Source organism: Streptomyces sp. NPDC014733 (assembly GCF_043083385.1).
In the GTDB taxonomy this organism is placed as follows: Bacteria; Actinomycetota; Actinomycetes; order Streptomycetales; family Streptomycetaceae; genus Streptomyces.
Window position 1 is genome coordinate 437,155 of the sequence record NZ_JBIBYO010000004.1, and the last position, 23,873, is coordinate 461,027.

Below are 23,873 nucleotides of genomic sequence, written 5' to 3' on the forward strand. Positions count from 1 at the left end.
CGTCGACGTCGATTGTCAGACCCTCGTGATGGACTTGTCCTGCATCGGTCGACAAGGCTCACGGGGAGGCATTGATGCAGGTGATGAGTGGTGCGCGCGTTCGGATGACGGTGGCGGGACAGGTACGCGCACGGACCTTCGCAACGGCGGGGCGCCCGCCCGGCACGGCGGACGCCGGAGCGCCCGCAGGGGGCGCGGACGCGGGGGCCGCGACGGCTCGCGGAGAGGGCCGCGGCTGTGGTTCGGGTAGGTCCCGCGGCGCGGTGTTCCAGGACGGCGGTGCCTCTGCGACGGGTCACACCCGCGCGGGGCTGCGCAGGAGGGCCGTCACGGTCACCGGAGTCCGCAGGCACCCTTCGGACAACCACCGGCCGGTGGCGCCGCGCCCGGCGTACCGGTGTGCTGACACGGGCGCGCAGGCCGTACGACGGGGGTGAGCACGGACTGACCGGCACGGCGTGCGGATCGGTGTGACAGGGCCAGGAGAGGGGAGGGAACGCCGTCCGGCCCGGGGCATTTCCCGGGCCGGACGGCCAGCCCGGAGGACCGTCAGGAGTTCGACCAGCCGCGGGTGGACAGGACGAGACGGTAGCCGTCGGGGTCCTCGAGGGTGACGCCCCATTCGTTCCAGTAGGGGTTCGGTGAGCTGACACGCTTGCCGCCGTGTGTGACGAGTCGGGACACCAGCTCGTCGGGGACGGGCCCGTCCAGATAGATGACCAGCAGGTCCTCTTCGGTGGGGCGGGGCTCCTCAGGGTGCTGGGCGTCATGGACCAGTTCGAGGTGCCAGGAGGCGTCCGGGTGCCCGACCATGAGCAGGTCGGGCAGCCCGGGCTCGCCGGTCACCCGGTAGAGGACCGCGAGGTCCAGCCCCCGCACCCAGAACCGTTCGGCCCGGACGAGATCGCGGGAAGGCCGGGCGATGCGGATGTGGCTGGCGCCGGTGAACGGCACGGTGGCCCCCTTTGGCCGCAGATGTCGACGGCGGACGGGCCGCCTGTGGTCGTGTCCGCGAGCGTAGGTACGGGAGGGGCGTGCCGGCATCGGGCCATGGTCTCGGTCCCCGGGAAGACGTCCGGGTCCGGAGACCTAGGGCGGGTGCGCAGCCGGGGCGTGCGCGCAGAGTGCTGTCGTTCGCCCGACGGGCGGGGAACGCGGCGTCGGGGCGTGCCCTCACGAGGCGGGGGGCGCTTCGGCGCCGGGCGCGCAGGGGAGTGGTCCGACGGCATCGCAGAGGGCACCTCAGTCGGCGCGAACGGCCTCAGGCGCACGTCGCAGGGTGGATGCATGTGCCACGAGCGGTCTTCGCATGCATCGCGGACAGCGCCGGGTCACCGGCGGTTTCAGGAAGGCCGGAGGCGCCCCCGTCGGCAGACGGTGTTCGCCCGCTGCCGGCGGAAGGCGCCCCGGTTCCTGCCCGTCTCAGCGACCCAGCTGCTTGCGGCTCACGTGCCGCAGGCGGCGGCGCTGGGAGGGGTCCAGCGTCAGATAGGCGACGACCGGCACCCCGACCATCACCAGGAGGGCCGCCCAGAGCGGCAGCAGCCACAGCAGGATGACTCCTGCCGCGACGCCACCCACTGCGACCTTCGCGCGTGTGGACATCGATTCACTCCCCTTCCGCGGCACGTACCGCGCTCTGTCACTTCTTGAACGCCGTCCAGGCGCCGCAGGTTCCATGAACAGCTTGCGCGTCCTGTACCCTCGGGCGCCACATCGGACAGTAGTCAAACTTGAGGAGTCCGTTTCGCCGTGACCCGCCTCCCGCTGTCACCCTCCGCCCGTCGGCCGGATCTGTCGGCCGCCCTCGCCGGCTGCACGGCCACCTTCCTGCCGGCGGACCCACCGCGTACCGGACAGATCGCCTTCTGGCGTCCGGACGGTGCGCCCTTGGACACCGCCCTGGATTCCTTCAACGCCGCGACCACCACGGTGCCCGGTGCCGCCCTCGTACCGGTGCCGGACGGGCAGCTGCCCGCGACCACCGATCGGCTGACGGTCGCGCTCCCCGGCGACGGCAACGGCATCGCGCTCCGTGACGTACCGGCCCTTCTGCTGCCCGTCGCGGCGGCGCTCCCGTTGCTCACGCGCGCCCGGGGCGGGGGCGGCGCGGAGCCCTCCGTCGCCTTCTGGGGTACGGCGGCGTTGGTCGCGCTGCAACTCGTCGCGCGGGGGCGGCTGTTGCCCGGGCTGAGCCCTCATGGGTACGACGCCTGGCGGCTGGGGCCGTTCGATGCGGCGGACGGGGAGCGGGTGCGTGCCCTGGCCGCCGCCATGCCGCCGTACGCGCGCGCCGCGCCACTCCCCGCTGCGGACAGCTCCGCTCCGGACGGCGTCGTGCTGCCGGAAGCGGAGCGGCATCTGCGGGCCTTCCTCGATGCGGTGGCCGACGGGCTGCCCCGCTCCCCCGCCGCCGATCTCGTCACCGGCGCCCCGGCCTTCGCCGCGCCCGCCCCGCAGCACATCCCGGAGCAGCACGCCTGGGCGGCGGAGATCGCCGCCGGGCACGACGCGGGCGTACGGCTCTCGCTGCGGCTGGAGGTCCGCGGGCCCGGCGGTCTGTCCACGGCCTCCGGGGCGGGCGCGCCGGAGCTCCTCGCCGCCCCGGGGAGCCTCACCTTCGCGGCCGTCCTCCAGGTGCACAGCGTGACGGATCCGGGCGTGGTGGCGGACGCGGCGGAGGTGTGGGCCGGGAGCCCGGCGACCGGGGAGGCGTTCGGCGCGCGGGCCCGGATGGACACCCTGGTCACGCTGCGTCGGGCGGCCGCCGCGTGGGCGCCGCTCGCGCCGCTGCTCTCGGCGGCGGTGCCGGACACGCTGGAGCTCGACGACGAGGAGGTCGTCGCCCTGCTGGGTCCGGCGGGACGGTCGCTGGCCGCCGCCGGGGTGCAGGTGCACTGGCCGAAGGAGCTGGTCACCGGCGTGACCAGCCACGCGGTGGTGGGGAAGGCGGCGCCGGCGGTGGCCGCCGAGGACGGCGCCGCGGATGCCGCCCCGCGGGAGGACGGCGGTGCGGAGTGGGGCGGGTGGTCCGGTGGCGCGGCGGCGCTGTTGTCGGCCGATGCGCTGCTCTCGTTCAGCTGGCGCTTCTCGGTGGGCGGCCAGGCCCTCGGCCGGGCGGAGCTGGACCGGCTCGCCGAGGCCGGCCGGCCGCTGGTGCGGTGGCGGGACCGGTGGGTGCTGGTCGACACGGAGGCGCTACGAGCCGCCCGGGGGCGCACGGACCGCGTCCTCACGCCCCTCGATGCCTTGGGAGCCGCGCTGACCGGCAGCGCCGAGACCGATGCCGGCGACCGGGTCGCGGTCGAGGTGACGGGTCCACTGGCAGCGCTGCGCGACCAGCTCGCCGATCCGGAACGCCCGGACCGGGCACCTGTGTCGCAACCCGCGGCGCTCGCCGCCACCCTGCGCGACTACCAGCTGCGCGGACTGGAATGGCTGCACCGGATGACCTCACTCGGGTTGGGCTGCTGCCTCGCCGACGACATGGGGCTGGGCAAGACGATCACGCTCATCGCACTGCATCTGCACCGTGCGGGCACCCCGGAGACCGCCGGCCCCACACTCGTGGTGTGCCCCACCTCCCTGCTGGGCAACTGGCAGCGGGAGATCGAGAAGTTCGCCCCGGGCACCGCGGTCCGCCGTTACCACGGCGCGCGGCGCAGTCTGGCCGGTCTCGCGCCGGACGCGTTCGTCCTCACCACGTACGGCACCCTGCGGCTGGACGCCGCGCGGCTGGCGGAGGCAGGTTGGGGGCTGGTCGTCGCGGACGAGGCGCAGCATGTGAAGAACCCCGCCTCGGCGACCGCACGGGCGCTGCGGACGGTGCCTGCCCGGGCGCGGGTGGCGCTGACCGGCACGCCCGTGGAGAACAACCTCTCCGAGCTGTGGGCCGTCCTCGACTGGACGACACCGGGGCTGCTGGGACCGCTGGGCCGGTTCCGGAGGCAATACGCCCAGGTCATCGAGGGCGGCGCCGCCTCCCCCGGTGCGGTGGCCGCGGCCGAGCGGCTGACGCGGCTGGTGCGGCCGTTCCTGCTGCGCCGCCGCAAGTCGGACCCCGGGATCGCCCCCGAACTGCCGCCGAAGACGGAGACCGACCGCGCGGTGGCCCTCACCGCAGAACAGGCCGGGCTGTACGAGGCGGTGGTGCGGGAGGGGCTCGCGGAGATCGCGGGGACGGACGGGTTCGCGCGGCGCGGGCTGGTGGTCCGGCTGCTGACCTCGCTCAAGCAGATCTGCAACCACCCGGCGCAGTACCTCAAGGAGCTGGACTGCACCGCCACGATCTCCTCCGTTCGGCCGGAGGCACACGTTCCGGTGACGGAAACCGGGGCTCCTACGGGTGCGCCGGTTTCGGAGGGCGTGGGGAACTCCCCGCGGATCGCCGGGCGTTCGGGAAAGGTGGAACTGCTCGACGAACTGCTGGAGACCCTGCTGGCCGAGGAGGCGAGTGTGCTGGTGTTCACGCAATACGTACAGATGGCGCGCCTGCTGGAGCGGCATCTGACGGGGCGCGGCATTCCCGTGCAGATGCTGCACGGTCAGACGCCGGTGGCGCGGCGGGAGGAGATGGTGCGGCGCTTCCAGGAGGGCGCGGTGCCGGTGTTCCTGCTGTCGCTGAAGGCGGCGGGCACCGGACTCAACCTCACCCGCGCCTCCCATGTCGTGCACTTCGACCGCTGGTGGAATCCGGCGGTCGAGGCCCAGGCCACCGACCGTGCGTACCGCATCGGGCAGACCCAGCCGGTCCAGGTGCACCGCATGATCACGGAGGGCACGGTCGAGGACCGCATCGCCGGCATGCTCGCCCGTAAGCAGGAGTTGGCCGACGCGGTGCTCGGCGCGGGCGAGGCGGCGCTGACCGAGCTGACCGACGCCGAGCTGGCGGAGCTGGTCACCCTGCGGGGAGAGCCCGGATGACGGGGCGGCCGCATCAGGGGCACGACGGACACGACGTACGGGAAGGCGAGGGGGACGGGGTGACGGGCTTCGTGAAGGAGATGCGGGCGGAGTACGGGGGTGCTTCCTCCGGCGGGCGTGAGGCGGTGCCCGAGCGGACGTTCGCAGCGCTGCCCGCAGTGCGCGGCGGGGCGTTCGCGCAGAGCTGGTGGGGCCGGGCGTGGCTGAAGGCGCTGGAGGACACCGCGCTCGACGGGCAGCAGGTCAAGCAGGGGCGGCGGCATGCGCGGGCCGGTGCGGTGGGGGCCGTGTCGGTGCGTCCGGGCCGGATCACGGCCATGGTGCAGGACCGCGATCACACCCGGCACCGCACCGATGTCCTGCTGCAACAGCTGAGCCCGCGGGAGTGGGACCGGCTGCTGGACGTGATGGCGGACCGCGCCGGGCACATCGCCGCCCTGCTGGACCGTGACATGCCGCCGGTGCTCGCCGAGGACGCGTCCGACATCGGGATCGAACTCCTGCCGGGCATCGGCGATCTGGAGTCGGAGTGCAGCTGCGAGGAGTGGGACCACTGCGCGCACTCCGTCGCGCTCTGCCACCAGCTGGCCCGGCTGCTGGACGAGGACCCGTTCCTGCTGTTGCTGGTCCGCGGCCGCGGGGAGCGGGAGTTGCTGGACGAGTTGCAGGCCAGGAGCGCGGCGCGGGCCGCCGACGCCTCCGGGGACCGGCCGCCGGCGGTCGTCGGCGCTCCCGCGGCGCAGGTCTATGCGGCGCAGGAAGCGCTGCCGCCGCTGCCCGATCCGCCGCCTCCCGTGGAGACCTGGGACGCCCCGGCTCCCCTCGCGGGCGGCACCCCGCCCGAGCCCGGGGTGGAGGTCGCGGCGTTGGAGCTGCTGCGGGCGGACGCGGCGGCGCGGGCCCGGGAGTTGCTGGCCGGAGCCCTCGCCGCGCGGCCCGGGCAGGCACCGCCCGCGCTCACCCGCGCGCAGGACGCCGTGCGGCTGGCCGCCGCCGGCCCCGGGCCCGAGGCCGCGGCACGGCTGACGGCGGGTTCGGGGCGGGATGCGCGGGCCATGGCGCTGGCGGTCCGCGCCTGGCGGCTGGGCGGCGCGGCGGCGCTCGACGTCCTGGAGGAGGACCGGGTGCCGGATCCGGCCGATCTGGTACGCGCCCGGGCGCAGCTGGCCGCCGCCTGGCCGGAGACCGCGCGGCCCGAGCTGCGGATGTCGCGGGCCCGTTGGACGGTGCGGGGCGGCGACGCGCAACTGCGTCACGGGCGGGACGGGCGCTGGTGGCCGTACCGCAAGGAGCAGGGCCGTTGGGCGCCGGCCGGACCGGCGGCGGAGGATCCGGCGGCGGCGCTCGTCACCGCGATATCCGGCCCGGACGCCCCGGATCCGCGGGCCGGGGCGGGCGCCGGGTAGCGCTCGTCGTCCGCCCCGGCCCCCGGGTGCGCCCGGGTGTCCGGCTGATCCCTGCCGCCCTCCTGCGGGCGGGCGGCGGGCCGTGCTTCGCTGGACCGATCCCCATCGCACCGACCCCCGTCGCACCACGGCCCGCCACCGGGCCGGTGCCCCGCAGCGAGGAGGAGCCATGACCGGTACCCCACCGGCGCCCGGCCGGACCACCGTGCCGTATCACGAGGACCGGTCACCGGGGAGCGGCACACTGCCGCCCCGGCCCTGGTACGCCGGATCGGACGCCGTCCGGCTGTCGTTGAACGGCCACTGGCGGTTCCGGCTGTCGGCCACCGCCACCGACCAGGACACCGCTTTCGCCGCCCCGGAGTTCGACGACGCCGGGTGGGCGGAGCTGGAGGTTCCGGGCCACTGGGTGCTCCAGGGACACGGCGCGCCCGCGTACACCAACACCGCGTACCCGTTCCCGGTCGATCCGCCGCGGGTGCCGGACGAGAACCCGACCGGCGATCACCGCCACCGCTTCGATCTGCCTCCGGACTGGCCGGACGGCCCGTCGGTCCTGCACTTCGGCGGGGTGGAGTCCTGCGCCCGGGTGTGGCTCAACGGCACGGAGCTGGGCCATTTCCAGGGCAGCCGGCTGGCACATGAGTTCGCGGTGGGCCCGCTGCTGCGCCCCCGCGGCAATGTCCTGGCCGTCCGGGTGCACCAGTGGTCGTCGGGCAGCTATCTGGAGGACCAGGACCAGTGGTGGCTGCCGGGCATCTTCCGCGAGGTGGAGCTGCACAGCCGTCCCGAGGGCGCGGTCGCCGACCACTTCGTGCACGCCGGGTACGACCACACCACCGGCCTCGGCACGCTCCGCGTCAGCTGCGATCCACCGGGCCGGGTGACGGTGCCGTCGCTCGGCCTGGAGCTGGCGACGGGCGAGAGCGCGACCGTCGCCGTCCGCCCGTGGACGGCGGAGAACCCGGTGCTGTACGACGGCGAGCTGGTCACGCCGGGCGAGCGGATTCCGCTGCGGATCGGCTTCCGTACCGTCCGGGTGGCGGACGGGCTGCTTCGGGTCAACGGCCGCCGGATCCTGCTGCGCGGCGTCAACCGCCATGAGTTCGACCCGCAGCGGGGCCGCGCCCTGGACCGCGGGACGATGCGGCGTGACCTGCTGATGATGAAACGGCACAACCTCAACGCGGTGCGCACCAGCCACTATCCGCCGCATCCGGCGTTCCTCGATCTCTGTGACGAGCTGGGGATGTGGGTCGTCGAGGAGTGCGATCTGGAGACCCACGGCTTCCGGGCGCTGGGCTGGCGGAACAACCCGGTCGACGATCCGCGGTGGGAGCCCGCGCTGCTCGACCGGGCCCGCCGCACGGTCGAGCGGGACAAGAACCACCCCAGCGTGATCATGTGGTCGCTGGGAAACGAATGCGGCACCGGGCGCGGGCTGTCCGCGATGGCCGCCTGGATGCGGCGACGCGATCCGTCCCGGCCACTGCACTACGAGGGCGACCCGAGCTGCGCCGACACCGATGTGTACTCCCGGATGTACGCCGACCACGCCGAGGTGGAACGGATCGGGCGGCGGACGGAGGAGCCGCCGGCCGGCGCCGCCCTGGCCGCCCGGCGGCGTGACCTGCCGTTCATCCTGTGTGAGTACGGCCATGCGATGGGCAACGGCCCGGGCGGACTGAGTGAGTATCAACGGCTGTTCGAGACCTACCCGCGCTGCCAGGGCGGCTTCGTCTGGGAGTGGCTCGACCACGGGCTGCGTCACACCACCCCGCAGGGAGCGGAATTCCACGCCTACGGCGGCGACTTCGGCGAGGAGCTGCACGACGCCAATTTCGTCTGCGACGGGCTGGTCTTCCCGGACCGTACGCCGTCCCCGGGGCTGACGGAGCTGAAGAAGGTCGTCGAGCCGGTACGGATCACGGCGGGCGGCGACGCCGAGGGCCCGCCGCGGACGGTCGTGATCCGCAATCTCCATGACTTCGCGGACCTTTCGGGGCTGGCGTTCCACTGGGCGTACGAGGTGGACGGAGTGGCACGCGCCTCGGGCACGCTGGCCGTCCCGGACACCGCGGCGGGCGCGACGGCCGAGGTCGCGCTGCCGCCGGTGCCCCCCTCACCTGGTGGGACGCGCGCCGACGGGGGTGCACCGGAGGCGTGGTGGACGGTCCGGGCGGTGCTGGCGGAGGCGACGGCGTGGGCACCGGCCGGGCACGAGGTCGCCTGGGGCCAGCTGCCCGCACCGGCGCCCGGGGGCCGCTCCGGCCCGCCCGCCCGGCCGTCGGTGGCGCCGCGCCGGTCGGGGGCGGATCTCACGCTGGGCCCCGGGGTCTTCGACCCGGCGACGGGCCTGCTCACCGCGGTGGCGGGGGAGGCGGTGCGCGGCCCGCGGCTGGATGTGTGGCGGGCGCCGACCGACAACGACGAGGCGGCGGCCGACAAGCCGGATCCGGGTCCCGCCGCCGCCTGGCGCCGGGCCGGTCTGCACCGGATGCGGCACCGCACCGACGCCGTCACCGTCTCGTCGGAGGCGCTCACGGTGCACACCCGGGTAGCGGCCGCCGGGACGGATGCGGCGCTGCGTGTGGTCCACCGCTGGACGGCCACGGCGGAGCTGCTGCGGCTGGAGGTGGTCGTCGAACCCGAGGGGGAATGGCACGTGCCGCTCCCCCGGCTGGGCCTGCGGATGGCGGTGGCGGGGAGCCTGGGCCGGGCGCGGTGGTGCGGTGGCGGGCCCGGCGAGGGCTACCCCGACAGCCGGGCGGCCGCGCGTCTGGGGCGCTGGGAGTCGTCCGTCGACGCGCTGCAGACTCCGTACGTCCGCCCGCAGGAGAACGGTGCCCGGCCCGGTGTGCGGTGGGCGGAGCTGACCCGGGCCGACGGTACGGGCCTGCGGATCGACGGCGTACCGGAGTTCTTCCTCACGGCCCGGCGCTGGACCACCGAGGAGCTGGACGCGGCGCGGCACACCACGGATCTGACGCCGGGTGAGCAGGTGTGGCTCCACCTCGATCACGCGCAGCACGGTCTCGGCAGCCGCTCCTGCGGTCCCGGTGTGCTCCCCCGGTACCGGCTGGCGGCCGGGCCCGCCCGGTTCGCGTTCACGTTCTCCGCGGTGCGGTGAGGCGGCCGTGACGCGGGCACCGGGCCGTCTCGCCGAGGCTCCCTCAGCTCAGGGTGAAGCGGTCGCTCCGCTCGCCCCGGAGGCGGCCCGGCGGGAGCCTGCGGCCGTAGGCGACGAGCAGCAGGTCCTGGGCGGAGCCGGTGAGCGGGGCGCCGGTGCCGTAGGTCCAGTCCCGGTCGTCGGCGCGGAGCGCGACACCGTCCAGCGCGGCGCCGAAGAACCGTACGGTCCGGGGTCTGACGCTCTCCAGGAGGACGCTCAGCCGGTCCTCGGGCACGCGGCGGTCCAGGCCCAGCGCGACGGTGACGTCCAGGCCGTGGATCACGTCGTGGCCCAGGGCGCCCACGAACCCGCCGACCGGCGGCTTCCAGGGGTGGTGCGCATGGGTGCGGAGCGCCTCGGCCAGCTCCCGCGGGGTGAGGACGGCGGCGTCGCGGCGGGCGCACCGGTCGGTCATCCGGTGCAGACTCCCGCGGGCCGCCAGCAGCTCCCGTGCGACTCGTGCGAGCGAATAGCGGAAGCCCAGCGACATATGGGCGACGACCTCGCGGACCCGCCATCCCGCGCAGAGCGTCGGCGCGTCCCAGGAGGCGTCCGGCAGGCCGTCCCAGACGTCCGCCAGCTCCTGGCGTTCCGCGGCGATCAGGGCCCTGATGTCCATCGTCGTTCTCCCGTGTGCTCATGGGGTGGGCGGAGCCGCTCACCGTGTCTCCAGGGTGTACGGGAGCCGCTCCCCGCGTCCAAGAACGGATTGTTGTGATCACTAGAATCCGTGGTTATGGAGCTTCGGCAGCTGCGCTATCTGGTGGCCGTGGCGGAGGAGGCCAACTTCACCCGTGCCGCCGCCCGGCTGCACGTCGCCCAGCCCGGGGTGAGCGCGCAGATCCGGCAGCTGGAGCGGGAGTTGGGACAGCCGCTGCTGGACCGTTCGGGGCGGCGGGTGACGCTGACGGAGACCGGCGAGGCGGTGCTCCCGTACGCGCGGGCCGCGTTGGCGGCCGTCGACGGTGTACGGCAGACGGCCGACGAGTTCGCCGGGTTGCTGCGGGGCCGGGTCCGCCTGGGGCTGATCTCCGGCGCCGCGGGGCACTCCTTCGACGTGGTCTCCGTACTGGCCGGCTTCCACGAACGGCATCCGGGCGTGGAGATCGCGCTGACCGAGGACACCTCGGAACGGATGCTCGCCGCGCTCCGCAGCGGCGAACTGGACCTCGCCGCAGTCGGGTTGACCGAGGAGGAGCCACCGCCCGGGGTGTCGTTCCGGCTCGTGGTGGACGAGCCGCTGGTGGCGGCCGCCGCGCCCGGTGACCCGGTCTTCGAGCGTGCCGCCGGTGGGGCGCTGCCGCTCGCTGCGCTGGAGGGGCGGCGGCTGATCGGGCTGCCGCGCGGCACCGGCCTGCGCGCGGTGCTCGAACGCGCCTGTACGCGCGCCGGGTTCCGGCCGGACATCGCCTTCGAGGCGGCGTCCCCGGGGCTGGTCACCCAGCTCGCCGCACGGGGCCTCGGGGTGGCCGTGGTGCCCGCGCTGCCGACGGCGGTCGCGGCGGAGGCCGGGCTGTGGACACGTGAGCTGACCGGACCGCCACTGCGGGGCCGGGTCGCGTTGGCCTGGCGGTCGGACGGTTCTCCGAGGCCGGCCGTCCGGAGCCTGCTGGAGCGGCTGCACACGGCGCTGACCAGGGTCGCACCGGATCCGGGCGCCGGGTGACGGCTCACTGTCACCGGGCGGCGTTACGATCCGGACGGACGGGCCCGGGTGACGCCCGTCCCCCTTCGCCGTTCTCCTGGAGAGGTTACCGATGGTCCGCACGTCCGCGCCGTTCGCCGATGCTCTCGCCGCGGGGCCGGTGGTCCTCGACGGCGGGCTGTCCAACCAGTTGGAGGCCGCAGGTCATGATCTCGGCGATGCACTCTGGTCGGCGCGGCTGCTCGCCGAGGAACCCGAGGCGGCGATCGAGGCGCACCGTGCGTATTACGCGGCGGGCGCGCAGGTGGCCATCACCGCCAGCTATCAGGCGACGTTCGAGGGGTTCGCCCGGCGCGGGATCGGCGCCGCCGAGACCAGGGCGCTGCTCGGCCGCTCCGTGGCGCTGGCCCGGGAGGCGGCCGGGCGGGCGCGGGCGGGCGGCGTCGCCGGGCCGCTGTACGTCGCCGCGTCCGCCGGACCGTACGGCGCGATGCTGGCGGACGGTTCGGAGTACCGGGGCCGCTACGGACTGACCGTGGCCGAGCTGGCGCGTTTCCACCGGCCCCGGCTGGAGGTCCTGGCGGCGGCCGGTCCGGACGTGCTGGCCCTGGAGACGGTGCCGGACGCCGACGAGGCCCGGGCCCTGGTGCGGGCGGTGCGCGGCCTGGACGTCCCGGCGTGGCTCTCGTACAGCGTGGCGGGGGCGTGCACCCGGGCGGGGCAGCCGCTGGAGGAGGCGTTCGCGGTGGCGGCGGATGCGGACGAGATCGTCGCGGTGGGCGTCAACTGCTGTGCGCCCGCGGACGCGGACCGCGCCGTCGAGGTGGCGGCGCGGGTGACCGGCAAGCCGGTGGTGGTCTATCCGAACAGCGGGGAGAGCTGGGACGCCGGGGCCCGGACGTGGTGCGGCGCGCCGGAGTTCCGTGCGGAGCAGGTGACCGGCTGGGCGGCGGCGGGGGCCCGGCTGATCGGTGGCTGCTGCCGGGTGGGCCCCGAGCAGATCGCCGCGTTGGCGGCGCAGTTGCGGGGGTGAGGGGCCCGGCCTGCACGAGGGCCGCCCGGCCCGGCGTGCACGCGGTGCGCCGCCGGGCGATCCGTGGGGGAAGCTGCCCGCCCGGGCCCCCGGAGCGGCAGGTTTCGGCCGTACGCGGCCGATCCGGGTGCGCCGCCCGGCCCGCGGCGGACAGCGCACCCGTGACCGCTCAGGAGAGCGGGGCGTGCAGCTTCTTCGTGCCGGAGCGGTTGCCCATCAGGCTGCAGCTGACGCTCTTGATGCCGAGGTTGTAGCCCTTGAGGTTGGGGAACTGCACGTAGGTCCCCTCGGCGGTGCCGGAGGGCTGGCGGGCGGCCTTGCTCTCCAGATCGCTCTTGCAGATCTTCGCGGCCTCGTCCTTGATGTCGGAGCTGGACGTGAAGCCGGAGCGCAGCTGGTGGATGCTCACGACCTCGGCGTCGTGCGCGTCGTCGCAGGACGCCGCGTCGTTGTTGCCGCTGCCGTCCGCCGGAAGGTCGTAGCAGTCGCCGACCTCCAGCTTGAAGAACGGGATGGTGCTCTCCGACGGCGAGGCGCTCGCGGGGTCGGACGGGAAGTCCGTGGCGGTGGTGGGCCCGTCGTCCGGCGTGGCGCTCGGCGAGACGTCGGTGCTGCGGGACGGAGTGGCGCGGTTCTTCTTGTCGTCGTCGCCGCCGCCACTCATCGCGATGACGCCGAAGACGACGGCGAGCACCAGCACCCCGCCGCCGATGATCGCCGCGATGATCTTGCCGTTGCCGCCGCCGGACGGCGGCGGGGGCGGCGACTGCCAGCCCCCGGGAGCGCCGGGACCGCCCGGACCCGCCGGGCCGTAGCCTGGGCCGACCGGGCCGAAGCCACCGGGCGGCGGACCGGCCGGCTGCCCTCCCGGCGGCGGGAACCCGCCCTGCCCGTACCCACCCGGCACCGGGCCCCCGGCACCGTAGCCGCCGGGCGGCGGACCGAAGCCGCCCTGACCGTCGTTCGGAGGCTGGTTCGGCGGGGGCGGCGGAGGCGGAGGAAAGCTCATGACAGAGATAATCGCTTCTTTACGGGGTCTTGGGAAACTCGGTGACAGAGCTGGGACGAACGACGTCTGAATTAACCGGCAGCTGGGCACGGGTTGGTCCGCAGCCACCGCTCCACCCTACGGCCCGGAGGTTTGACGTGTTCATCGACCTGCCCCTGGACGAACTGCGCCGCTACCGCCCGTCGCTGCCCGAACCGCCCGGCTTCGACGCCTTCTGGCAGCGGACCCTGACGGAGACCCGCACCCACGACCTCGACCCGCGGTTCACCGCCACCGACGCCGGGCTGACCCTCCTGGACACCTATGACGTGGAGTTCGCCGGGTTCGGCGGGCACCGTGTCCGCGGCTGGTTCCTCGTCCCGCGCGGCGCCGCCGAGCCGCTGCCGTGCGTGGTGCAGTACCTCGGCTACGGCGGCGGGCGCGCCCACCCCCACGACTGGCTGATGTGGCCGTGCGCCGGGCTGGCGACGCTGGTGATGGACGCGCGCGGGCAGAGCGGCCCCAACCGGCCGGGCGACACCCCCGATCCGGTCGGCGCGGCCCACCCCGGGGTGCCGGGGAAGATGACGCAGGGTCTGCTCGACCCGGACACGTACTACTACCGGCGGCTGTACGCGGACGCGGTCCGCGCGGTGGAGGCGGCGGGTGCCCATCCGGCGGTGGATCCGGCGCGGATCGTGGTGGCCGGGCGCAGTCAGGGCGGGGCGTGTGCGCTGGCGGTGGCGGGCCTGGTGCCGGCGGTCGCCGGGGCGCTGATCGACGTCCCGTTCCTGACGGACATCCGGCGGGCGCTGGAGATCACCAAGGAGGAGCCCTACGGCGAACTGGTCCGGTACTTCGCGGGCGAGCGGCTGCACATCGACCGGGCGCTGGCCACCCTCGACCACGTGGACGGGCTGAACTTCGCGGTCCGCGCACAGGCTCCCGCGCTCTTCGACACCGCGCTGCACGACCCGATCACCCCGCCGTCCACCGGCTTCGCCGCGTACCACCACTACGCGGGCCCCAAGGAGCAGCAGGTGTGGCGGTTCAACGGGCACGAGGGCGGCGGCGGGCATCAGCGGACCGAGCAGCTCCGGTTCGTCCGCGCGCTGTTCGGCTGAGCCACCGGGCGCCTCGGGCCACACGCCCGGGGCGCCGCTCCCCGGACACCCCCCCCCAGGGGGTGTCATTTCACTCTTCGACGATCAGGTCGCGGTGCCGGGCGTCACGGCCCCACGGAGATCGGGAAGACACCCCCTAGCATGCGGCACGCACCGGGGAGCACCCCGGGCACGGGGTGGTCGAACGGCCCGGTCTCGGCCGGGCGGAGGGAGAGAGCGCGATGGGCGCACAGGCAGCGGGACCGCTCGTCGTCGGTGTGGACAGTTCGACGCAGTCCACCAAGGTGCTGGTGGTGGACGCGGCGTCCGGCACGGTCGTCGCCCGCGGCCGGGCCCCGCACGCCGTCGGCGGCGGCGCGGGCAAGGAGAGCGATCCGGGGCACTGGTGGGCGTCGCTCGCCGAGGCGCTGGGGCAGTGCGGGGACGCGGCGCGGCAGGCGGGCGCGGTGTCGGTGGCCGGGCAGCAGCACGGGTTGGTCACGCTGGACGCGGCGGGCGCGCCGGTGCGGCCCGCGCTGTTGTGGAACGACGTACGGTCCGCGCCGCAGGCGGAGCGGCTGGTGGCGGAGCGGGGCGGGGCCGCCGCGTGGGCCGAGCGGGTCGGCAGTGTGCCGGGCGCGGCGTTCACCGTCGCCAAGTGGGCGTGGCTGCGCGAGCACGAACCGGCCGCGGCCGCCGCCACCGCCGCGGTCCGGCTGCCGCACGACTACCTCACCGAGCGGCTGTCCGGTGAGGCGGTCACCGACCGGGGCGACGTGTCCGGCACCGGCTGGTGGGCCTCGGCCACCGAGGCGTACGACGCCGGGATCCTCGACCACATCGGGCTGGACCCGGCCGCGCTGCCGCGCGTCGCCCGGCCCGGGGAGGCCGCGGGTACGGTACGGACCGATGAGCTGCCGCTGCCGCGCGGGGCGTTGGTGGCGGCGGGCACCGGCGACAACATGGCGGCGGCGCTGGGGCTCGGGCTGCGGCCCGGCCGGCCGGTGCTGAGCCTGGGGACGTCCGGCACGGTCTACGCGGTCTCACGGCGGCGGCCGGCCGATCCGTCCGGGACGGTCGCCGGTTTCGCGGACGCGCGCGGCGACTGGCTGCCACTGGCCTGCACGCTCAACTGCACCCTGGCCGTCGACCGGATCGCCGCGCTGCTGGGCCGTGACCGGGAGGCGGTCGAACCGGGCGGCGAGGCGGTGTTGCTGCCGTTCCTCGACGGGGAGCGCACCCCGAATCTGCCGGGTGCCTCGGGTCTGCTGCACGGGCTGCGGCACGACACGACGCCCGGTCAGGTGCTGCAGGCTGCCTACGACGGCGCGGTGTTCGCGCTGCTCAAGGCGGTGGACCAGGTGCTGGACGCCGAGTCGGCGGCCGATGCGCCGCTGCTGCTGATCGGTGGCGGTGCGCGGGGCCGGGCCTGGCGGGAGACGGTGCGACGGCTGTCGGGGCGTCCGGTGGAGGTGCCCGAGGCCCGTGAGCTGGTCGCCCTGGGAGCCGCGGCGCAGGCCGCGGGGTTGCTGCTGGGCGAGGACCCGGCGGCGGTGGCGCGGCGCTGGGGCACCGCCCGCGGCACCGCGTACGCACCGCTCGAACGGGACACCGCCACTTGGGAACGGCTGACGGCCACCCTGGCCGACGGGGACGCGCTGCTGCGGCGGTGAGGGACGCTTCCGGGGCCGTTCCGGGCGCGTCACCGCCGCTCGCCGGGCCGGGCCGGGCGACGCGCCCGGCCGGCACGGCGATCGCTACGGCATCCGAGTGACGGCGTGTCACCGCCAACTCTCCTGTATGACCTGCGAGTTCCGTCTTTGGTTCGCCCATTGGCACCATCCGAGGACCCTTGGCATCCGGGGGACGGCTGCGCATCATGAACACACCGGCCACACGTGTCATGTACGCGTCCCCCCTCGGCCTCGTCAGGAGTACGCATGGAGTCCGACCGCACCTCCCTGCCCCGCCGCCGCCTGCTCACCGGCGCCGCCGCGCTCGCCGCGGCCGCCGCGCTGGTCCCGGCCGGCAGCGCCGCCGCCCGCCCCCGCACCGCCCGCCCCCGGGCGGCCGCCTATCCGCCCGTGCACTGGGCCGCCGCCGACCCCGCCAACTTCACGGAGGCCAACCGTCCGACGGAGTATCCGGTCGAGATGGTCGTCATCCATGTGACGCAGGAGACCTTCGCCGACACCCTCAAGCTCTTCCAGGACCCGAACCACAAGGCGGCCGCCCACTACGTCGTCCGTTCCTCCGACGGCTATCTCGCCCAGTGCGTCAGTGAGAAGAACGTCGCCTGGCACGCGGGCAACTGGGACTACAACACCCGCAGCATCGGCATCGAGCACGAGGGCTGGGTCGACGACCCGAAGTGGTTCACCGACGCCCTCTACCGGCAGTCCGCCGCCCTGACCGCGGCCATCTGCGACCGCTACAACATCCCCAAGGACCGCAAGCACATCATCGGTCACGTCGAGGTCCCCGGCACCGACCACACCGACCCGGGCCAGTACTGGGACTGGTCGCGCTACATGGAGCTGGTCAAGGGCCGCGCCTGACGGTCCGCCACCCGGGCGGCGTTCCCGAGATGTCCGCCGCGCCGACATCCCCGCGCCACGGCGACGACGCCGGAATCCGCGAGGATCGGTGCGACCTCGGGAGGGACCGTGCGACGTCGATGGGGCGCGGTGCACACCGCACTGGCGGCGCTGGCCGTCTGGAGCCTGCCGGCCGCGGTCGGCAGCCCTCCGGCGAGCGCCGCCGCCACCTTGACCACCGCGCCCTTCGTCCGGCAGGCGCCCGGCGTCACCTATACGACGTTCCAGGTGGCCGTGGAGCGCGGCACCGCCCACGGCCACCTGCTGACGGTGGATCTGCGGGCACCGCGCGTCTCGGTGGACCTGCTGTACCCCGGCGCGGTCGGCGCGCGGGCGCCGGTCTCCGCACTGGCCGCGGCGCGCGGGGCGACCGCCGCGGTCAACGGCGACTTCTTCCACTTCATCGAGACCCAGCACCCCGGCGTCCCGGCGACCGGCGCCCCGTCCGGCCCGGCCGTCGCCGCCGGACTCGGGCTGAAGGCCGCGGTCCCCGCCGGCCAGCGCTTCGGCCCCGCGCCACCGCCCGGCGCGAGCCCCGAGGACGTCCTCGGCATCGGCTACGACCGGCGGGCGCGGCTCGACCGGCTCACCCTGCACGGCGCCGCGGTGAGCGGCCACGGCACGCTGCCGCTCTCCGGGCTCAACCAGTACGCGCTCCCGGTGGACGGCATCGGCGCGTACACCCCCCGCTGGGGCCCGGCCGCGCGGGCGCGCGCCGTCTGCGGCACGGACACGGACCGGGCGGCACCCTGCGCCACGCGCGTACGGGAGGTGGCCGTGGCCCACGGCCGGGTCGCCGCGGTCGCCGACCGGCCCGGCGCCGGAGTGCCGCCCGGCACCGAGGTGCTGCTGGGCCGCGAGGAGGGCGCGCGGCGGCTGGCGGCGCTGCGGCCGGGCGATCCGGTGCGCATCGGCCACCGCCTGACCGGCCGGGACGGTGCGCCGCTGCGGTGTGCGGTCGGCGGGTTCGCGGTGCTGCGGGACGGGCGGACCGTACCGGGCACCGATCCCGGCACGCCGGCCGTGCGGACCGGCGCCGGGATCGGGGACGGCGGCCGCACGCTGTATCTGCTGGCACTGGACGGCACGCCGGGCGAGCCGGGGCTCACCCTCGCCGAGCTGGCCACGCTCCTGCGCGGGCTCGGTGCGCGCGACGGCGTGGATCTGGACGGCGGCGGCTCCTCGACCCTGGTGACCCGCGCACCGCACGGCGGGCAGGTCGTGGTGCGCAACCATCCGTCGGGCGGTGCGGAGCGCCCGGTGCCGAACGCGCTCGGGGTGTTCACGGGCGGATGACACCGCGCCCGGCCGGTGCGCGGCCCGCCGCCGGGGCCGGTTACGGGCGGACGCTGCTGATCACGTCGGCGGCGCCGGAGAGGCTGTGCCGCAGGTCCGGGGCGATGTTGCTGCTCGCCAGGTAGAAGCCGAGCAGTGCGCAGACGATGGCGTGCGAGAGCTTGAGCTTTCCACTGCGCAGGAAGATCGCTGTCAGAATGAGCAGCAACAGGACGACCGAGATCGTCAGAGCCATGGGTGCACCTCCGCGACGGCCGCCCGATCGGACGGCTAGGAGTGGCAAGTTTGGCGCATTTCAGGCAAATCCCCACCCGCGATACGGTGCCCCATCCGGGTGATCACTGCGGGTCACGCCGCCCGCACCCCCGGACGCACCCCGGAGTTCCCGGCATTCGTGTGTCGCGGATCACTTTTCCCGCGGGCAACGGGGCCTCCGCCGCAGCCGTCTTAGCGACGGATACGCCCGGCGCCATCCGCGTCGGCGCACACCCCCGGCCGACGGAAGTACCGCCATGATCCGACCGCGCACCCCGCGCGCCCCACGACGACCCGCGGGGCAGGCGGCCCGCCGTGCGCGGCGACCGTGCACTCCCGTATCAGCCGAATATCCCCTTTCCATGCTTAATGTGACGGAATGAGCACCGTGCAGGACCAGGATCAACTCACGGGGTGGCTGCGCTTCCGGCGCCGCGTCCCCAACGGCTTCGCCATCGCCTTCGGTGTGCTGGGCCTCTTCTGCGCCGTCACGGCGCTCTTCGGACCGCTGCGGCGCGGGCTCCACCCGGCGATCTACTGGCTGGACACCCTTACCATCCCGGTGGCACCGAACTTCGCGTACGCCGTCTTCCTGTTCCTGCTCGGCGCGGCGATGGCCGCCCGTAAACGGGTGGCGCTGTGGTTCGTCGTCGCCTACATGCTGCTGGTCGCCCTCGCCGACGCGCTGTTCCTCTCCGCCGGGTACTGGGAGTTCGCCGTCTCGCTGGCGGTGTGCACCGCCATCCTCGTCCTGCTCGTCGTCTCGCACCGCGAGTTCTACGCCATCACCCGGCGCGGCGCCTTCGCCCGCGCCGCGGGCGTGCTGGTGGCCGGGCTGGTGGCCGCGGTGCTGCTCGGCTGGGGCCTGGTGACGCTGTTCCCCGGCTCGCTGGAGCACGGCGCCGGCAACCGGCTGCTGTGGGCGGCCAACCGCGTCTGCGGCGGGCTGGTCGGCGGTCGGCTCGTCGAGGGCCACCCGCCGCACTGGATCATCTTCCTGCTCGGTCTCTTCGGCGCGCTCGCGCTGCTCAACGCCGCCGCCACACTCTTCCGCTCACAGCGTCTGGAGGCGGCGCTCCACGGCGACGAGGAGCCCCGTATCCGGGCGCTGCTGGCCCGCTACGGCGGCGACGACTCGCTGGGCTACTTCGCCACCCGCCGCGACAAGGCCGTCGTCTTCTCCCCCAGCGGCAAGGCGGCCGTCACCTACCGCGTCGAGGCGGGCGTCTGCCTGGCCAGCGGTGACCCGGTCGGCGACCGCGAGGCGTGGACCCAGGCCATCGAGGCGTGGCTGGAGGTCGCCGGACGCTACGGCTGGCAGCCGGCCGTGATGGGCGCCAGCGAGGAGGGCGCGAAGGCGTTCGCCCGCTGCGGTCTGGGCGCCCTGCAACTCGGCGACGAGGCGATCCTGCACGTCAAGGACTTCGAGCTGGACGGCCGCGACATGCGGGTCACCCGGCAGGCCGTCAACCGCGTCCAGCGCACCGGCGCCACCTGCCGGATAAGGCGTCATTCGGCGCTCACCGACGCCGAGATGCGCGAGGTCATCGACCGCGCCGACGCCTGGCGCGACACCGAGACCGAGCGCGGCTTCTCGATGGCGCTGGACCGCCTCGGCGACCCCGAGGACGGCGACTGCCTGCTGGCCGAGGCGTTCGACGGCGACGGCCGGATGATCGCGCTGCTGTCGTTCGTGCCCTGGGGCGACGACGGCATCTCGCTGGACGTGATGCGGCGCGACCGCAGCGCGCCCAACGGCGTCATGGAGTTCATGGTCGCGCAGCTCTGCGCCCAGGCCGGGCAGTTCGGGGTGCACCGCATCTCGCTGAACTTCGCGGTGTTCCGCTCCGCCTTCGAGGAAGGCGCGCGGATCGGCGCCGGTCCGGTGCTGAAGTTCTGGCGCCGGCTGCTGCTCTTCTTCTCCAAGTGGTGGCAGCTGGAGGCGCTCTACCGCTCCAACGCGAAGTACGCCCCCGAGTGGTACCCGCGGTTCCTCTGCTACGCCGACACCGGTGCGCTGGCCCGGATCGGCCTCGCCTCCGGCATCGCCGAGGGCTTCGTCGCCGTACCCAGCCTCGGCAAGCTGTGGGGCAAGGGCCACAAGAAGAAGCTGCAGGCCCCGGCGAGCACCGCCGGACTGCCCTCGCTGGAGGAGCTGGGCCTGGTCAGCGAGGCGCCGACCGCCGAGGAGCAGCGGGAACGGGAGCTGGCCGCGCTGCCGGAGCAGGTGCGCACCCGCCATCTGAAGCTGGAGCGGCTGCGCGCCGAGGGCACCGACCCGTACCCGGTCGGGGTGCGGCGTACGCACACGCTCGGCGAGGTCCGCACCGCACACCCGGAGCTGGAGGCCGGGGCGCACACCGGGGAGACGGTGCGGATCGCCGGCCGGGTGCTGCTCACCCGCGACCACGGCGGTGTGCTCTTCGCCGTGCTGCGGGACTGGTCCGGTGACCTCCAGATCGCGCTGACCCGCGACACCACCGGCAAGGAGCTGCTGGAGCGCTTCGGCTCCGACATCGACCTCGGCGACCACATCGAGGCGGAGGGCGAGGTCGGCGCCAGTGACCGCGGTGAGCTGACCGTCTTCGTCACCGAATGGCGACTGACCGCGAAGTGCCTGCGGCCGCTGCCCGACAAGCGCCGCGGTCTGACCGACCCGGAGGCGAAGGTCCGCCACCGCTATGTCGACCTGGTGGTCTCGCAGGACGCCCGGGAGACCGTACGGGCCCGCAGCACGGCGGTGCAGGCGCTGCGGCAGGGGCTGATCGACCGGGGTTACCTGGAGGTCGAGACGCCGATGCTCCAGCAGATCCACGGCGGCGCCAACGCCCGCCCGTTCCACACCCACATCAACGCCTACAACCTCGACCTGTACCTCCGTATCGCGCCCGAGCTGTACCTCAAGCGGCTGTGCGTGGGCGGTATGGAGAAGGTCTTCGAGATGGGACGGACCTTCCGCAACGAGGGCATCTCGTACAAGCACAACCCCGAGTTCACGATGTTGGAGGCGTACCAGGCGTTCGCCGACTACGACGTGATGCTCGATCTGACCCGGGAGCTGATCCAGGGCGCCGCGGTCGCCGCGTTCGGCACCGCGACCGCCCGTAAGGCGGATGCGAACGGGCGGCTGGTCGAGCACGACATCTCCGGGGCGTGGCCGGTCAAGACCGTCTACGGCGCGATCTCCGAGGCGCTGGGCGAGGAGGTCGACGCGGACACCGACGCACGGGTGCTGCGGCGGCTGTGCGACGCGTCGTCGGTGCCGGTGAAGCCGGAGATGAGCCGCGGCGACGTCGTGCTGGAGATGTACGAGCGGCTGGTCGAGGAGCGCACGACGCTGCCGACGTTCTACAAGGACTTCCCGACGGAGGTCTCGCCGCTGACCCGGCAGCACCGCAAGGACCCGCGGCTGGCCGAGCGCTGGGACCTCGTCGCGTTCGGCACGGAGCTGGGCACCGCCTACTCCGAGCTGACCGACCCGGTCGAGCAGCGGCGGCGGCTGACCGCCCAGTCGCTGCTGGCGGCGGGTGGTGACGTGGAGGCGATGGAGCTGGACGAGGACTTCCTCCAGGCGCTGGAGTACGCGATGCCGCCCACCGGCGGTCTGGGCATCGGCGTGGACCGGCTGGTCATGTTCCTCACCGGTCTGTCGATCCGCGAGACGCTGCCGTTCCCGCTGGTCCGGCGCCGCTGAGCGGTCCGCCTCCGTATGCCGCGCGCCTCTCCTCCGGAGGGGCGCGCGGCGCGTTTCCGGCCTCCGTACGGGAACCACGGCACCGGATGGGGCGTTGGCCGCACATGACGACTCATGTGGTGCACCGCAACGGCCGGGACGCGACGGCCGGGGAGCTGGCGGCGGTCGCGTTCGGCAGCCCCTCCCATTTCACCGCCATGCAGGTACGCGGCGGTCTGATCCGCGGACTCGACCTCCATCTGGCGCGGCTGCGCAACGCCTCGCGGGAACTGTTCGGGAAGGCCACCCCGGACGACGAGATCCGCGCCCACCTGCGGGCGGCGCTGGCGGTGAGCCCCGCCGATGTGTCGCTGCGGGTGCTGGTCCATGCGCCGGGCGATCCGTTCGCGGCCGGTGCGGGTGAGCCCGAGGTGTTGATCCGTACGGCGTCCGCCGGGCTCCCGCCGTCGGGTCCGCTGGCGTTGGCGGCGGTGGTGCACGAGCGGTTCCAGCCGGCCGTCAAGCATGTCGGGGAGCCCGCGAAGCGGTTCTTCCTGCGGCAGGCGGTGGCGGAAGGCTTCGACGACGCGGCCTTCGTCGACCGGGAGGGGCGGCTGAGCGAGGGCACGGTCTGGAACCTCGCCTTCTGGGACGGTACGGCGGTGGTGTGGCCGGTCGCCGAGGTACTGGACGGCGTCATGCAGGGCATCGTCAAGCGGCAGTTGGGGAAGCTCGGTGTGCCCCAGCGCGACGCCGAGGTCCGGGCCGGCGGCCTCGCCGGGTGGGCCCGCGGGGCGGTGGTCCTCAACTCCCGGGCCCCCGCCGTCGCCGTCCACCGCATCGGCGGCGAAGTCCTGCCCGAGGCCCCGGACTTCGTGGCACTGCTGCACCGTGCGCACGAGGCGGAGCCGCCGGTGGCGCCGTGAGAGCTGCGGCGCCACCGGCGCCGAGCTGCGGTGACGACGGTATGCGGGGCCGGGTCCGGGGGTAGCCGGGCCCGCCGTCCGGGCCGTCGTCGAACGGCTGCGGGCCTTCGGCGGGCGGGCGTTGTCAGACCCCTCGGTTACGTTGCCCGCATGACGGAATTCGTGATGGTGGCGGGGGCCTGGCTCGGGGCCTGGGTGTGGGGCGATGTGGCACGGCTGCTGGGCGCGGCGGGGCACGGTGCCCATCCGCTGACGTTGAGCGGCGTCGCGGAGAAGGGGGGCGTCCCGGCCGGGCAGCAGACCCATGTGCAGGACATCGTCGACGAGATCACCCGGCGGGATCTGCACGACGTGGTGCTGGTCGGGCACAGCTACTCGGGCATACCGGTGGGTCAGGCGGCCGAGCGGATCGGTGGGCGGCTGTCCCGGGTGGTCTTCGTCGACTCCGAGGTGCCGGTCGACGGCGAGTCGTTCGTCTCCGGCTGGTGGGAGGGGCCGGAGCGGCTGGCCTCGGTGCTCGCCGCGAACGACGGCTGGTGGGCGCCGCCGACCGCCGCGGACCTTGCCGGCCAGGGGCTCTCCGATGCGCAGATCGCACGCCTTGTGGCGGGCGCCACGCCGCATCCGGGCGCCTCGTTGTCCGAGCCCGCGCAGCTGACGCGCCCGCTCGGCGCCCTGCCGGCCACCTACGTCAAGTGCCTGCTCGACGGCCCGGAGCCGGACACCACGGTGGCCGATCTGCTGACGCACGACACCTGGCGCCGCGTCGATCTCGACACGGGGCACTGGCCGATGGTCTCCCGGCCGGAGGAGCTGACCGGCATATTGATCGCCGCGGCGGAGGGCCGGGGGTAGC

Annotated in this window: 17 protein-coding genes; 12 read left to right on the top strand and 5 right to left on the bottom strand. The window is 74.5% G+C overall.

Annotation, left to right across the window (positions count from 1 at the left end):
- Nucleotides 1-549 precede the first annotated feature (549 nt).
- Nucleotides 550-954 (bottom strand): VOC family protein, encoded by a 405-nt coding sequence (locus ACF1BH_RS13095; protein ID WP_391642533.1) that lies wholly within the window; start codon nucleotides 952-954, stop codon nucleotides 550-552.
- A gap of 468 nt (nucleotides 955-1,422) precedes the next feature.
- Complete coding sequence (locus ACF1BH_RS13100) at nucleotides 1,423-1,605, bottom strand: hypothetical protein (protein WP_391642534.1); 183 nt, start codon at nucleotides 1,603-1,605, stop codon at nucleotides 1,423-1,425.
- A gap of 147 nt (nucleotides 1,606-1,752) precedes the next feature.
- Between ACF1BH_RS13100 and ACF1BH_RS13105 the strand changes: the two genes are divergently transcribed.
- From ACF1BH_RS13105 to ACF1BH_RS13115, 3 genes are all read left to right on the top strand, one after another.
- A complete protein-coding gene (locus ACF1BH_RS13105; RefSeq protein ID WP_391642535.1) occupies nucleotides 1,753-4,923 on the top strand; it encodes an SNF2-related protein in 3,171 nt (1,056 codons plus the stop codon).
- A gap of 80 nt (nucleotides 4,924-5,003) precedes the next feature.
- The gene (locus ACF1BH_RS13110; RefSeq protein ID WP_391642662.1) at nucleotides 5,004-6,329 is read left to right on the top strand and encodes an SWF or SNF family helicase; all 1,326 of its coding nucleotides are present in this window, start codon (nucleotides 5,004-5,006) and stop codon (nucleotides 6,327-6,329) included.
- A 169-nt stretch (nucleotides 6,330-6,498) separates the two neighbouring features.
- Entirely contained in the window at nucleotides 6,499-9,459 is a 2,961-nt protein-coding gene (locus ACF1BH_RS13115; RefSeq protein WP_391642536.1) for a glycoside hydrolase family 2 TIM barrel-domain containing protein, read from the top strand.
- 43 nt (nucleotides 9,460-9,502) lie between these two features.
- Here the strand turns inward: ACF1BH_RS13115 and ACF1BH_RS13120 are convergent, their stop codons facing one another.
- The gene (locus ACF1BH_RS13120; protein ID WP_391642537.1) at nucleotides 9,503-10,120 is read right to left on the bottom strand and encodes a maleylpyruvate isomerase family mycothiol-dependent enzyme; all 618 of its coding nucleotides are present in this window, start codon (nucleotides 10,118-10,120) and stop codon (nucleotides 9,503-9,505) included.
- 117 nt (nucleotides 10,121-10,237) lie between these two features.
- Here ACF1BH_RS13120 and ACF1BH_RS13125 point away from each other — a divergent pair, with 117 nt between their 5' ends.
- Both ACF1BH_RS13125 and mmuM read left to right on the top strand, forming a co-directional pair.
- Complete coding sequence (locus ACF1BH_RS13125) at nucleotides 10,238-11,167, top strand: LysR family transcriptional regulator (RefSeq protein ID WP_391642538.1); 930 nt, start codon at nucleotides 10,238-10,240, stop codon at nucleotides 11,165-11,167.
- Between the two features lie 91 nt (nucleotides 11,168-11,258).
- Complete coding sequence (mmuM, locus tag ACF1BH_RS13130; RefSeq protein WP_391642539.1) at nucleotides 11,259-12,179, top strand: homocysteine S-methyltransferase; 921 nt, start codon at nucleotides 11,259-11,261, stop codon at nucleotides 12,177-12,179.
- A 169-nt stretch (nucleotides 12,180-12,348) separates the two neighbouring features.
- Here mmuM and ACF1BH_RS13135 read toward each other — a convergent pair whose 3' ends face one another.
- Nucleotides 12,349-13,188, bottom strand: coding sequence for a hypothetical protein (locus ACF1BH_RS13135; protein WP_391642540.1), 840 nt, complete (start codon nucleotides 13,186-13,188; stop codon nucleotides 12,349-12,351).
- 137 nt (nucleotides 13,189-13,325) lie between these two features.
- On the opposite strand from ACF1BH_RS13135, the gene ACF1BH_RS13140 reads away from it, so the two are divergent.
- The 4 genes from ACF1BH_RS13140 to ACF1BH_RS13155 all read left to right on the top strand — a co-directional run bounded on the left by ACF1BH_RS13140 (nucleotide 13,326) and on the right by ACF1BH_RS13155 (nucleotide 18,163).
- On the top strand, nucleotides 13,326-14,291 hold the full coding sequence (locus ACF1BH_RS13140) for an acetylxylan esterase (RefSeq protein ID WP_391642541.1): 966 nt from the start codon (nucleotides 13,326-13,328) through the stop codon (nucleotides 14,289-14,291).
- A gap of 221 nt (nucleotides 14,292-14,512) precedes the next feature.
- The gene (xylB, locus tag ACF1BH_RS13145; protein ID WP_391642542.1) at nucleotides 14,513-15,943 is read left to right on the top strand and encodes a xylulokinase; all 1,431 of its coding nucleotides are present in this window, start codon (nucleotides 14,513-14,515) and stop codon (nucleotides 15,941-15,943) included.
- A gap of 267 nt (nucleotides 15,944-16,210) precedes the next feature.
- The gene (locus ACF1BH_RS13150) at nucleotides 16,211-16,828 is read left to right on the top strand and encodes an N-acetylmuramoyl-L-alanine amidase (protein WP_391642543.1); all 618 of its coding nucleotides are present in this window, start codon (nucleotides 16,211-16,213) and stop codon (nucleotides 16,826-16,828) included.
- A 108-nt stretch (nucleotides 16,829-16,936) separates the two neighbouring features.
- A complete protein-coding gene (locus ACF1BH_RS13155) occupies nucleotides 16,937-18,163 on the top strand; it encodes a phosphodiester glycosidase family protein (RefSeq protein ID WP_391642544.1) in 1,227 nt (408 codons plus the stop codon).
- Nucleotides 18,164-18,203: 40 nt separating this feature from the next.
- Here the strand turns inward: ACF1BH_RS13155 and ACF1BH_RS13160 are convergent, their stop codons facing one another.
- Complete coding sequence (locus ACF1BH_RS13160) at nucleotides 18,204-18,398, bottom strand: hypothetical protein (protein ID WP_345087833.1); 195 nt, start codon at nucleotides 18,396-18,398, stop codon at nucleotides 18,204-18,206.
- Between the two features lie 399 nt (nucleotides 18,399-18,797).
- Here ACF1BH_RS13160 and lysX point away from each other — a divergent pair, with 399 nt between their 5' ends.
- The 3 genes from lysX (at nucleotide 18,798) to ACF1BH_RS13175 (ending at nucleotide 23,872) form a co-directional block, all read left to right on the top strand.
- On the top strand, nucleotides 18,798-22,112 hold the full coding sequence (gene lysX / locus ACF1BH_RS13165) for a bifunctional lysylphosphatidylglycerol synthetase/lysine--tRNA ligase LysX (protein WP_391642545.1): 3,315 nt from the start codon (nucleotides 18,798-18,800) through the stop codon (nucleotides 22,110-22,112).
- A gap of 104 nt (nucleotides 22,113-22,216) precedes the next feature.
- Nucleotides 22,217-23,017 carry an aminotransferase class IV gene (locus ACF1BH_RS13170; RefSeq protein WP_391642546.1) on the top strand — a complete coding sequence of 267 codons (801 nt, stop codon included), beginning with the start codon at nucleotides 22,217-22,219 and terminating at the stop codon, nucleotides 23,015-23,017.
- Between the two features lie 150 nt (nucleotides 23,018-23,167).
- Nucleotides 23,168-23,872, top strand: coding sequence for an alpha/beta fold hydrolase (locus ACF1BH_RS13175; protein ID WP_391642547.1), 705 nt, complete (start codon nucleotides 23,168-23,170; stop codon nucleotides 23,870-23,872).
- Nucleotide 23,873 lies beyond the last annotated feature (1 nt).